General features: G+C 71.7%; 7 protein-coding genes. 2 read left to right on the forward strand and 5 right to left on the reverse strand.

What is annotated here, in order from left to right; translation table 11 throughout:
* Positions 1-58: 58 nt before the first annotated feature.
* Positions 59-1,381 (forward strand): sensor histidine kinase, encoded by a 1,323-nt coding sequence (locus tag ABD832_RS12240; RefSeq protein ID WP_344892891.1) that lies wholly within the window; start codon positions 59-61, stop codon positions 1,379-1,381.
* Complete coding sequence (locus tag ABD832_RS12245; RefSeq protein ID WP_344892894.1) at positions 1,378-2,052, forward strand: response regulator transcription factor; 675 nt, start codon at positions 1,378-1,380, stop codon at positions 2,050-2,052. The genes ABD832_RS12240 and ABD832_RS12245 overlap by 4 nt, the downstream gene beginning before the upstream one ends.
* 125 nt (positions 2,053-2,177) lie before the next feature.
* Here the strand turns inward: ABD832_RS12245 and ABD832_RS12250 are convergent, their stop codons facing one another.
* The 5 genes from ABD832_RS12250 to ABD832_RS12270 form a co-directional block, all read right to left on the reverse strand.
* Positions 2,178-5,639, reverse strand: a complete 3,462-nt coding sequence (locus tag ABD832_RS12250; protein WP_344892897.1) for a tetratricopeptide repeat protein — start codon at positions 5,637-5,639, stop codon at positions 2,178-2,180.
* A gap of 174 nt (positions 5,640-5,813) precedes the next feature.
* A complete protein-coding gene (locus tag ABD832_RS12255) occupies positions 5,814-7,640 on the reverse strand; it encodes an ABC transporter ATP-binding protein (RefSeq protein WP_344892899.1) in 1,827 nt (608 codons plus the stop codon).
* Positions 7,640-9,478: an ABC transporter ATP-binding protein gene (locus tag ABD832_RS12260; protein WP_344892902.1), complete on the reverse strand. Its 1,839-nt coding sequence runs from the start codon at positions 9,476-9,478 to the stop codon at positions 7,640-7,642. Before ABD832_RS12260 ends, ABD832_RS12255 begins: the two co-directional genes overlap by 1 nt.
* Before the next feature lie 243 nt (positions 9,479-9,721).
* The gene (locus tag ABD832_RS12265; protein WP_344892905.1) at positions 9,722-11,110 is read right to left on the reverse strand and encodes a carbohydrate binding domain-containing protein; all 1,389 of its coding nucleotides are present in this window, start codon (positions 11,108-11,110) and stop codon (positions 9,722-9,724) included.
* 714 nt (positions 11,111-11,824) lie between these two features.
* Positions 11,825-12,280, reverse strand: coding sequence for a hypothetical protein (locus ABD832_RS12270; RefSeq protein ID WP_344892908.1), 456 nt, complete (start codon positions 12,278-12,280; stop codon positions 11,825-11,827).

Here is a 12,280-nt window from a genome sequence, read left to right on the forward strand (position 1 = left end):
CCGTGAATACGCCCGTAGGCGGCGGTGCCGGACGGTGCGCCTTTCGTACACTGCCCGGGTGCAGACAGTGCGGATCCCCGCCCGCATCGCCGACGCGGGTGTCGGAGCGGCCGTCACGGCCGTGGTCACCGTCGCGATCGCCGCCGACCTCGACGCCGGCCTCGGTGGCGGCCCGGCACCGCCGGTGGCCGCCTACCTGTTCGCGCCCGCGTTCGGCGCGCTGATGCTCCTGCGGCGGCGCTTCCCGGTCCTCGTGCTCCTGGCCACGACCGCGGGACTGATCGGGTACTACGCCGTGGACTTCCCGCCGATCGGCCTGGCGCTCCCGCTGACCGGCGCGCTGTACTCCGCGGCCGAGGCCGGCAGGTGGCGGTGGGCGGCCGGGGTGACCGTGGCGACGATCGCGGCGTCCGGCTTCTTCAGGCTCCGTGAGGGCGACGACCCCGGTTACCTCTTCGGGCAGGAGCTGACCTCGGCCGCGGCGCTGATGATCGCGATGATCACGGTGGGCGACGGCATCCGTACCCGCCGCCTGCTCAGGGCCGAGATGCGTCACCGGGAGGCGGCCGCGGCCGAGGAGCGGGAACGGGTGGCGGCGCGCAGGACCGAGGAGGAGCGGTTGCGCATCGCCCGCGAGCTGCACGACGTCCTCGCCCACACCGTCACGGTCATCTCGGTGCAGGCCGCGGTCGCCGCCGAGGCGCTGGACGACGATCCGCCCGCGGCCGGGTCCGCGCTGGAGGTCATCCGGCAGGCGAGCGGGAACGCGATGAAGGAACTGCGCGCGACCCTCGGGCTGATCCGCGAGGGAGGCGGGGTGACGACCCCGCTCGCGCCGGTCGGCGGACTGGCCCAGCTGGAACGGCTGGCCCGCACCACGAGCGAGAGCGGGCTGCCGGTGACCGTGCGGGTCCTGGGCGAGCCGGTGGCGGTGCCGCACGTCGTCGAGGCGACGGCCTACCGGGTCGTCCAGGAGTCGCTGACCAACGCGCTGCGCCACGCGGGCGCCACCGCCGCCGAGGTGGTGGTCCGCTACGGGGACGAGCTGCGGGTCAGCGTGACCGACGACGGCCGCGGCGGCGAGCCCGTCGCGTCCCCCGCCGCCGTCCCCGTCACCACCGTCCCCTTCGCCGCGGACGTCGCCGCCGGGAAGGACGCCGCGCGGGGTGTCACGAGCGGCGGGTACGGTCTTCGCGGCATGGCGGAACGGGTGGAACTGCTCGGCGGCACGGTCCGGGCGGGCGGCGGGGACGGCGGGTTCCGGGTGGACGTCACGCTCCCGCTCGCGGTGACGGACCGTCTCGCCGCGGACATCGTCCCCGCTCCCGCCGATCCCCCCACCCTGAACACCTCCGCGAACACCGCCCAGGGAACCCCGTGAGCGCCGGGACGCCGATCCGGGTCGTGCTCGTCGACGACCAGCAGCTCGTCCGGGCGGGTTTCCGGGCGCTGCTGGAACGGGCGCCGGACATCGTGGTCGTCGGCGAGGCCGCCGACGGTGAGGCGGGGGTGGCGCTGGTCCGCGCCGAGCGTCCCGACCTCGTCCTGATGGACGTGCGGATGCCCGGTCTCGACGGTGTCGAGGCGACCAGGCGGATCGTCGCGGACGAGCGGTTGCGCGCGGTCAGGGTGATCGTGCTCACCACCTTCGACACCGACGAGTACCTCTTCGCGGCGATCCGGGCGGGCGCGTCCGGTTTCCTGCTGAAGGACGCCGGGCCCGGTGAGCTCCGGGAGGCCGTGCGCACCGTCGCCTCCGGGGACGCGCTGCTCTCGCCCTCGGTGACCCGGCGGGTCCTGAACGCGGTCGCGGCGTCGTCGGAGCGGTTCGACGCCGGCCTGATCGCGGGGTTGACCGAGCGGGAACGCGAGGTGCTCGCCGAGGTCGGGGCAGGCCGGTCGAACGCGGAGATCGGCGCCGTGCTCTTCATCAGCCCGGCCACCGCGCGCACCTACGTCAGCCGGTTGCTGGCCAAGCTCGACGCCCGCGACCGCTCCCAGCTGGTCGTCATCGCGTACGAGAGCGGCCTGGTCCGTCCCGGAGGGACCTGACCGCCCGGCTTTCGCCTGATCGCCCGGCTTTCGCCTGATCGCCCGGCTTTCGCCTGATCGCCCGGCTTTCGCCTGACCGCCCGGTTCTCTCCCGACCGCCCGGTTCTCTCCCGACCGCCCGGCTCTCAGGTCCCTCCAGGGGTGATCCCGTACCTGCGGAGCCGGTCGGCCTCGCCGGTCCGGCCGAGCCGTCTCAGCAGGTCCGTCACCTGCCGCAGGGCCCCGGGGACCCCCAGCTCGGCGGCCCTGAGATAGGCGAGGACCGCCTCGTCCGGACGGCCGGCCTCGCGCAGCAGGGCCGCCGACCAGACCAGGGCCTCCAGGTCGCCCGCCTCGGTACGCGCGTCCAGCCAGGCGATCGCCTCCTCGGCGCGGCCCGTCTCGCGCATCAGGTCCACCGCGTACCCCAGGGCGGCTCTGTCGCCGTGCTCGGCGCGGGCCCTCAGCCATTCGACGGCCTCGCCGGATCGTCCGGTCTGGTGCAGCAGCGCGGTGAGCCGCCCGAGGGCGTCGAGGTCACCGTCCCCGGCGCGGGCGCGCAGCCAGGTGACGGCCTCCCCGGTCCGTCCGGACTCCTGGAGGAGCTCGACGGCCTTCCACAGGGCGTCGGCGTCGCCGTTCCCGGCACGGGCGCGCAGCCAGGCGATCGCCTCCCCGGTCCGGCCCGCCCGCTGGAGCAGCTCGACCATCCGCCAGCCCGCGTCGGTGTTCCCCGCCTCGGCGGCGCGGCGGTAGGCGGCCAGGGCCTCGCCGGTCCGGCCCGTCCGCTCCAGCAGCTCGACCATCCGCCAGCCCTCGCCGACACGACCGGCCCCGGCGGCGCGGCGGTAGGCGTCCAGCGCCTCCTCCCACCGGCCCTGCCCGTACAGCAGGACGGCCATCGGCCAGTGGGCACCGGCGTTGCCCGCCTCGGCGGCGCGCCGGTGGGCGGCGATGGCCTCCGTGACGCGTCCCGCCTCGCTCAGGAAGGAGGGCACCAGCTCGACGGCGTGCCGGTCACCGTCCCGGGCGCGGGAGGCCAGCCAGGTCACGGCCTCCCCGGTCCGGCCGGTGTGCCGCAGCAGCCGGGCCGCCTGTTCGAGCGCGAGGTCGTCACCGGTCCGCGCCCGTGCCCTGAGCCGGGCGATCGCCCGGTCCACCTGTCCGGTCTGCCGCAGGAGCCCGACCATCCGCCAGAAGGCGTAGGTGTCGCCGTCCCGCGCCCGCCCGGTCAGCCAGCCGACCGCCTCCTCGGTCCGGCCCCGCCGCCGGAGCAGCTCGACCAGCTCGGCGGTGGCGCGATGGTCGCCGCGCTCGGCGCGGGCGCGCAGCCAGGTGACGGCCTCGCCGGTACGCTCCGCCTCCACCAGCAGCCGGACCGCCTGCCGCAGGGCGCGGTGGTCGCCGCGCTCGGCGAGGTCCCGCGTCCTGGCGATCGCCTCCCCGGCCCGTCCCGCCCCCACCAGCAGGGCGACGGCCCGTTCGAGGGCGTGCCGGTCGCCCGTCTCCGCGGCGCGCAGGTAGGCGGTGATCGCCTCCTGCTCGCGGCCCGTCCGCAGCAGCAGGGAGCCCAGCCACGCCGGGGCGTCCAGGTTCCCGGCCTCGGCGGCACGCCGGTAGACGGCGAGGGCCCGCTCGGGGTGTCCCGCCCGGTCCAGCAGGGCCGCCGCCCAGCCGAGCAGGCCGGTGTCGGCCTCCCGGGCGAGGTCCCGCGTCAGGACGACGGCCTCGCCGGTCCGTCCCGTCTCCACCAGCAGCTCGATCACCTCCCTCAGCGCGTCGGTGTTCCCGGCCTCCGCGGCGCGCCGATAGGCGGCGATGACCTCCTCGTGGTGCCTCACGTCGCGCAGCAGGGGGGTGATCCGGCGCAGGACCCGGGCGTCGTCCAGCCCGTCGTGGGCCCGCAGCCAGGCCAATACCTCACCGCCCCGTCCCGCCTCCCTGAGCAGGGCGATCGCCTGCCCGGCCGCCTCCGGATCGCCCGCGGCGGTGGCGGTCCCGTACAGCCGGAGGGCGTGGCGGTGCAGGCCGCGGGCGTGGGCCTGCACCGCGACGGACAGTTGCTCCCCGGGGGCGGCGTGCAGGATCAGCGCGTCCCACACGGCCGCCGGCACGGGACGCGTACGGTGACCGGTGCGGCCGAGCTGCTCCAGGTGGTCCGCCAGCCGGAAACGGGCCGGTACGCCGGGAAGGGGACGGACCGGGGCGAGCGGGCCGCCGACCCCTCGATGGCGCGCGCAGGCGTGGGCCATGGCCCGGTCGAACCAGTCCCAGGGCAGGTCCTCCCGCTGCGGACCGGTCAGGTAGCCGGGTGCGGCGGCCCTGAGCAGGGCGTCCGGCAGGACCGGGCCGTGGCCGGCGCGCCTGGCGTCCATGGCCGCCTCGATCAGGGCCCTGACCGGCGCGGGCGCGTCGCGGTAGCGCTTGACCAGGGCGGGCGCGCCGGCGAGGTACTGGGCGATCCGGCCGTCACGGGCCTGGGCGTACGCGCGCGCCAGCCGGGGGTCGCGGGCCGTCGCCGCGCGCACCGCCTCCAGCGCGGGCCCGGTGAAACGGCCGGGTACGTGGACCGCGGTGCCGGTCAGCAGCGCCCGCGCCCGGGCGTGGGGGTCGGCGGAGGCGCGGGCGGGACCACCAGAGGGACCACCGGCGGAACCACCGACGGGGCCGTCCGCGCCGGTACCGGTCGCCGGACCGACGGGAGCGGCGGTCAGCGCGGCCCAGTACTCCGGCCAGATGGTGCCCAGGACCAGCACGGGGCCGCGCTCGGGGTCGCGCACCAGGGCCCGTAACCCGGCGGCGACCCGCTCACCCTGCTCGTCCGGGGTGAGCAGGTGGAGCTGGGAGCGGTCGAGCCACACGACGGTCCTCGGCGTGACGAAGGCCAGGGCGTCGGCGGTCTCCTCGGGACGGTCCCGGCCGGCCGGCCGCCACAGCCGCCACCCACCGGGCAGCAGCCGCACGGCCTCCCAGCAGGTCCGGGTCTTGCCGGTGCAGGAGTCGCCGACCAGCATCGCGATGCCGCTCTGCCCGGCCGCCGCCCGCCGTACCAGGGCGGCCAGTTCCTCGTCGTGCCGGCGCGGTACGTAGGCGGGCAGCCGCGGCGGGCCCGTCGTCCCGGCTCCCGGACCGGTCGCGCCGGTCCCAGGGGTCCTCGTCCCGCTTCCCGGACCGGTCGCCTCGGGTCCCGGGTCGATCGACGGGTGCACCCCGAGCGCGAACGGGTCGGTCAGCGAACGGATCGGCACCCCCGCCGCGACGGCCAGGCGGCTGCGTGCCCACAGCTCACGGGCCCGCCCGGCCGCCGCCCCGGGATCCTGCCCGGCCGATCGGGCCAGCACGATGACGACGGCGATCAGGTCGGCCTGCACGGGAGGCGGCCGGACCGAGGTCAGCATGTGGTGCACGGCGTCGGGCCCGGGAGCGGCGGTCAGACCGTCGTCAGCGACGATCATGGTGGCGACGGCACCGGGGGCGGGCGCGCCGGCCTCCAGGTACAGCTCGTACAGCAGATCCTTGAGCTCGCGCAGCGGTCCCGGGGGGATCCTCGGGCGAGTGACAGGGCGCGACCCCCGCCGGACCCGGCCGCCGCTCTCATCGCCATTCATTTCACCATCATCACCCTATGCGAAGGGAGGTAATGGATTAAATCAAGAATATGTATTCAGAAGAATGCCTTATCCCAGTTTAGGACTTTCTTAATAATATTTGCGCGATGTTTCACTGTTTACGGATATCCCGCCCTGGTGCGCGGGCCCGCCCGGCCGGGGCCGCGTTTCCGGTCATGTGGAACCGGCGACGGAGACGAACCCGGAACCGGGACGGTAGTCGGGTGACTGGTGGCGGAAGTAGGTGTTGTAGACCTTGCAGTAGTGACCGCCCCGGGCCAGCAGCGTGGCGTGGTCGCCCTCCTCGACGATCCGGCCGTGATCCAGCACGATGATCCGGTCGACGTGCTCGATCGTGGACAACCGGTGGGCGATGACGATGGAGGTGCGGTCGGCCAGCACCCGGTCCAGCCCTTCCTGGATCTGGGCCTCGGTCAGCGGATCGACGCTGGCGGTGGCCTCGTCCAGGACCACGATCGCCGGATCCTGGACGAGCAGGCGGGCCAGCGCGACGAGCTGGCGCTGGCCCATGGACAGGGCGCGGCCGTACTCGCCGACGTCGGTCCGCAGGCCGTCGGGCAGGGCGTCGATCCAGTCGCCGCCCCCGACGGCCGTGGCGGCGGCCAGCACCTCCTCGTCGGTCGCCTCCGGCCTCGGATAGCGGATGTTGTCGGCGACGGTGCCGCTGAACAGGAACGGGGCCTGCGGGACCGCGCCGATCTGCCGCCGGTACCCGGCCAGGTCGAGCGTGCGGATGTCACGGCCGTCGATCGTCAGCAGGCCGTCCTGGAACTCGTAGAACCGGGTGATCAGTTTGCTGAGCGTGGACTTGCCCGCACCGGTGTGGCCGACCAGCGCGACGCTCTCGCCCGCCTCGATGACGAGGTCGAAGTCCCGCAGGACGGTGCTGCCGGCCTCGTAGCCGAACGTGACGCCCTGGAACTCGATGCGGCCCGCGAGCCTGCCGACCGGCCGGGGATCGGTCTGCACGACCCGGGGCGGCGCGTCGATCAGGGCGAAGACCCGCTCGGACGCGGACAGGCCCTGCTGGAACTGGGACCAGAACGCGGCGATGGAGGTCAGCGGGATCCAGAAGAGCGCGACGCTCTGCAGGAAGAGGTACCAGTCGCCGGCGGACAGCTCACCGCCGAGCGCCCGGGTGCCGCCCACCTGGACGAGACCGACCGTGGCCAGCCCGGCGACCAGGAAGAGCACGGGGAAGATGCTGGAGAAGACGAAGCCCTGACGGAGCGTCACCCGGTAGCTCTGCTGGTTGATCGGGCGGAACTCGTCGTAGATCCGCTGCTCCTGGCGGAAGTTCTTGGCGACGGTGATCCCGCCCATGGTCTCCTGCAGGGTGGCGTTCACGCGGCTCAGCGAGCGCTGCGCACTGCGGGTGCTGGTGCGGGCGACCTTGCGGAACAGCAGGGCCACGGCCATCACGACCGGCGCCACGACAAGGGTGAGCAGGGCGAGCCCGACACTGCGCTGGAAGAGCAGGACCGCCACGAAGCCGACCATCAGCACCTGGCTGATCAGGTCCATCGTGAGGGTGGAGACGGTGGCGAAGTCGTCGGTGTCGGAGGTGACCCGGCTGACGATCCTGCCCGACGGGGTCTCGTCGTAGAACGACAGGTCGCGTTCGAGCACGGCGTCGAAGGCGTCCTCGCGCAGGCGCAGGACGACGTCGCCGGTGACCTTCGCGCTGTACCACTGGCGGACGAAGTTGAACAGCCAGCCGAGCACCCCGGCGAGCAACAGGCCGGCGCTGAGCCGCAGGCCGACGTCGGCGATGGTGCCGTTCTCGATGCCGTCCACGCCCTCGCTGATCAGCAACGGCATGGCCGCCTGGGTCAGCGAGAACAGCACGATCATGATCGCGACCAGGACCATCGACCCCAGCTTCGGCCGGAAGTACGACAGGATCCTGCGGAGCAGGTCACGGTCGCTGTAGGTGCGGTCGTAGTCCTCGGCGTCGAGACCGTCCATGATGAAGCCCATCAGGCGTGCCCTCCCTGCTCGCCCGCCACGGCCACGACCGGGTCCGCGGCCCCGGTGCCCGGCAGGTCGACCTCGTCGTAGTGGGCGAAGATCCGCCGGTACAGACGGCTCCGGGCGATCAGCTCGTCGTGCGTGCCGAAGTCCACCAGCTCGCCCCGGCGGAGCAGCAGGACCTTGTCCGCCCAGCGGATCTGGGAGAGCCGGTGTGTGATCAGGAGCGTGGTGCGCCCGTCCAGGACACGGTCGATGGCCTGCTGGATCCTGTCCTCCGTGGCGGAGTCGATCGCGCTCGTCGAGTCGTCGAGCACGAGGATCGCGGGATTCGTCAGCAGTGCCCGCGCGATGGCCAGGCGCTGGCGCTGGCCGCCGGAGAGGGTGATGCCGCGCTCCCCGATGACCGTGTCGTAGCCCTCGTCGAGCTCGCCGACGAACTCGGCGGCCTGGGCCTCCTCCGCCGCCCGGACGACGGCCTCCCGGTCCGCCCGCTGGCCCAGCCCGAAGGCGATGTTCTCGGCCACCGAGCGGGAGAAGAGCACGATGTCCTGCTCGATGGTGGAGATCTGGGAGCGCAGCGAGTCGAGGTCCCACTCGCGCACGTCCACGCCGTCCACCAGGATCCGGCCCGCGGTGACGTCGTAGATCCGCGGGACCAGCTTCGCCAGCGTGCTCTTGCCCGAACCGGTCTCGCCGACGACGGCGACGGTCTCACCCGGCCGTACGGCGAACGTCAGGTCGCGCAGCACCGGATCGCCGTCCCCGTAGCCGAACGTCACGTTCTCGAAGACGATCGACCCGCCGATCGGCGCGGTGTGGCCGTCGGCGCGCTGCCCGAGCTCGGTCTCGGTGTTCATGATGCTCAGGATCCGGCGGGAGGACACGATGCCGATCTGCACCAGCGAGAAGGTGAAGATCGAGATCGAGGTCGGGAAGCCCAGCATGCCCATCAGGCCCATGAAGGCGACCAGCTCGCCGATCGTCAGGGCTCCCGCGGCCTGGAGATACAGGCCGTGCCAGAGCGCCCCGGCCATCGCGAAGGCGAAGAGCAGGGTCGGCAGGTAGCGGGCCTGGACCAGGCCGTTGGCGGCGAAGGAGTCGCGGTAGCGCCGGGCGCGGGCCCGGAACCGCCGCCGCTCCTGGTCCTCCTGCGCGGTGACCTTGATGACCTCGATGCCGCGGACGGCCTCGTTCAGCCCGGCGTTGAGGTCGCCGAACTCCTCCCGCATGCGGGTCGCCACGGGATTGAGCCGCCTCATGTAGTGCCGGAGCGCGATGACGAAGACGACCCCGAAAAGGCAGGGCACCAGCAGCAGGCGCGGATCGATCGCGGCGATGAAGAACAGCGGCACCAGGCCGGTCAGGCCGGAGTCGACGATCAGGTCGACGCCCGGATTGATCATCGCGGAGAGCTGCCGGATGTCGTTGGCCGCCCGCGCCATCAGGTCGCCGACGCGCTGCCGGTTGTGGAAGGTCTGGCTCTTGCCCAGCAGGCTGACGTACAGCTCGTCTCGGGCGTCGCGCTCCAGCCGCTTGGCCAGGACCTCGCCGGACAGGCGCGCGACCACGTCGAAGGCGCCGCGGGTCACCACGATCGCCAGCAGCCCCAGCGAGATCAGGCCCAGCGCCCGCGCGGCGCCGCCGCCACCGTTCAGCACGACGTCGAACGCCCTGCCGGTGAGCCCGGGGACCATGCCGTTGAGCACCACCATGACCAGGGATGAACCGAGGAAACCGGTCAGCTGGAGCGGGTGGCGGCGGACGTGGGACCAGATCCAGCGCACCGGGCTCCGCCTGTCGTACGGGCGGCCGGAGACGGAGAACTCCGCGCTGCTGCTGGACACGGCATGGCTCCCGGACGGGTCGAGGACGGGGGTCGGACCTGCTTTCTACCACCGGCCCCCGACGTTTTCCCATCGGATTGTTCTCGCCCCGTCCGCGGACCCCGCCGCGCGACAAGGGACGACATGGCAAGAGACATGGCAAGGGACGACCCAGCGCCTCCCGGCGGGCTCCGGTGTACCGGGTCACCGCCGGGAGGCGCTGGGAGGCGTTGGGAGGCGTTGGGTCAGTTCGTCACCCGGAGGTCACTGCCAGGTGTCCAGGCGGCAGCCGTCGGCGGTCTTGCCGTTGTTGCAGTGGTTGAGCTGGAGGGAGTCGAGCTGGTAGGCGAAGGTCTGGCCGGCGGGGCTGACCACCGAGATCTGGACGCCGGTCGCTCCGGCCGGGGCGGTCGCGCTGTGCCGGTATTCCGTCCAGGTGCCGGTCAGCGCGATGGCCGGACCTTCACTGGAGGAGATCAGGGTGTTGGACGAGTTGTACCACGACAGGCGCAGCTTCACGTTGCCGGAGGTGGCGGTGGTCATCTTGGCGAAGAACCTGTAGGTCTGGCCGGCGGTCACCGCGGGTCTGCGGGTGACCGACACGACGCCGACGGCGTGCGACTGCACGCTCATGGTGAGCGACCGGCGGCCGTCGTAGTGCTTGGCCGAGATCTGTGACGTCGGGCCGGGCGGGGTCACCTGGATCCAGCCGCCGCCCGAGACGCTGAACCCGGTCGGGGTGGCGTACGGCGCGTCGGCCTCGACGGTGCGTTCCTGCGCGGTCAGCAGGTCGTTGCTGTAGCCGATGTCGCAGCAGGTGGGGGCGGTGAAGTAGGGCCAGGCCGCGACGTTCACCTTGCGGGTGTCGGCGGCCTCGTTGCCGGTGTAGAAGGTCGCCGTGGTCTCGCTCGGGTCGTAGTAGTTGTTGAAGTCGTGGTCCAGCTGCCAGTCGTACCTCGGGTTGGACATGACGTCGGGATAACTGAGGTGGTCGACGGCCTCGGTGACCTTGGGATGGTCCACGTAGAAACTGTCCGCGCCGAGGTGGATCAGTTCGTGCAGCTGGGTGGCGCTGGACCATTCGTCGGCGGTCGCCGCGCACGTCGTCGTGCACCAGGCGGTCGCGGTCCCGTTGAAGTCCTCGAACACCACGTACTTACGGTTGGCGTTGTCGTATCCCGCCGCGCCGAGATCATCGGTGATCTTGTCCACCGTGGTCTCGCCGCCGATCACACCGGCCTCGATCTTCTCCGGTACCACCAGCGCGCGGGCGTAACCGGAGTAGGTGCCGGTGTCGTAGCCGGTACGGCAGCTCAGCTTCAGGTGCTGGTCGTAGTTGGTGGAATCGTCCAGCTCCAGGTCCATCCGGTCGACCAGCTTGGCGATCTGCTCGACATGGGTCTCGTAGTTGTTCCCGCCGCCGTCGTGCCAGGCGTAGATCACCTGGATGGCCGGGGTGCTCCCGCTCGCGTTCTTGGGGTCGGACAGCGTCGTGGTGCAGCCACGCTTGGGAACGTTGGCGTCCACCGGCAGTACGTACGGACCGGTGGGTTCGTCGAGGTACGGCGGCGCGAACGCGGCCACCGGACTCGCCATCGCCAGGACGACGAGTCCCCCCGCGGCGATCGCCGACATGATGCGACGCAGTTTCACTGACAAAGGTGTTCCTCCCATTGAGAACCCATGATCGGGAGAGTAATCAGCGCCACTGATGAAACAAATACCTCATTTTAAGTATTTTCGGACTGACGAATAAACGTATGATCTTGCCCTGGTATTAGGTTTGCCGTAACCAAAAGTGCAGTACCGATAACGGTTTCGGCTGGCCATCCCTTTCTGATAAAAACCTCAGCAAGGTACTTTGTGTGGATTTAATCAATTAAGTCCGTAAAAAAGCATTTTGTGTCATATGGCGGAGTCGACGGACCGGCAGGGATCCCGCGGCGAACGGCGAAAATCCGGCGGACACGGCTCCGGACCACGGTCACCGAGAGTGTCGAGAACGGTCGCCGATCTCCCCGGCCATCGCCTGCCGTCTCCCGGAGAGCCGGAACGGGCTCTCGCCGGAGGGGGACGGGATGCTCGACCGCGAACGCGGCAAGGACCCACGCGGGATCCCGTCCAGCTCGGCGGTGTGCCCCGGGAGGAGTTCACCGGCTCACGAGCACCGGGGCGATCCGCTCGCCGCGGGCATGACGACCGGGTCGCAGGCCGTACCGGCTGGAATCGGGATGCCGGACCTGCAAACCGGCATGTAGCCTGCGCGGGGACTCGGAAAGAGGGAAGCACAGTGGGACACGTTGAGGTCGGCCATCTGACGTAAGTGTCGTGATCCCCTGGGAAGTGCTCGGAACTCTCGCGGGCACCTCAGTACGGGCTCATCTGGTCTAGTACCTTGGCGGCGAGGGCTATGAACCGCTCGGCTTTCTCCAGGTCCTGCAGCACGTCGTCGGGAGTGATCTCCGGGGTGTCGGGGCGTGGATATTCAGCGCTGTTGCGACGGCGGCGCATGCGGTCGAAGGAGCGGAGTGCCTGTCCGAGCGGAGGATCCAACTGAGCCGTCACCACGTCCAGCACCGCGAGATGCCCGCCCCTGCTTGTGGCACGTAAGCCCTGATTTTCCAGAATCGACGCGAGAGCCTTCCGTGAGGCGTCGTAGACGAGTTGGTAGGCCCCTGTGGGGTCTGTCCCGACACCGCTGCGGGCGAGAATGATGTGCCGCTCGGCCTGGGCGATCATGGTGTCGGCATGTTCCCGGCTCGGCGGTACCCGCTCCAACTGACCGGCGGTCAGCATCGCGTCGATCCGGTCGCGTCCCTGCAT

It is taken from the genome of Streptosporangium longisporum (genome assembly GCF_039534895.1).
In the GTDB taxonomy this organism is placed as follows: domain Bacteria; phylum Actinomycetota; class Actinomycetes; order Streptosporangiales; family Streptosporangiaceae; genus Streptosporangium; species Streptosporangium longisporum.

Excerpts from the sequence above, each read along its gene's own strand:
- ABD832_RS12255 (WP_344892899.1), bottom strand. The coding sequence starts at position 7,640 with ATGGGCTTCATCATGGACGGTCTCGACGCCGAGGACTACGACCGCACC.
- ABD832_RS12250 (WP_344892897.1), bottom strand. The coding sequence starts at position 5,639 with ATGAATGGCGATGAGAGCGGCGGCCGGGTCCGGCGGGGGTCGCGCCCT.
- ABD832_RS12270 (WP_344892908.1), bottom strand. The coding sequence starts at position 12,280 with ATGCAGGGACGCGACCGGATCGACGCGATGCTGACCGCCGGTCAGTTG.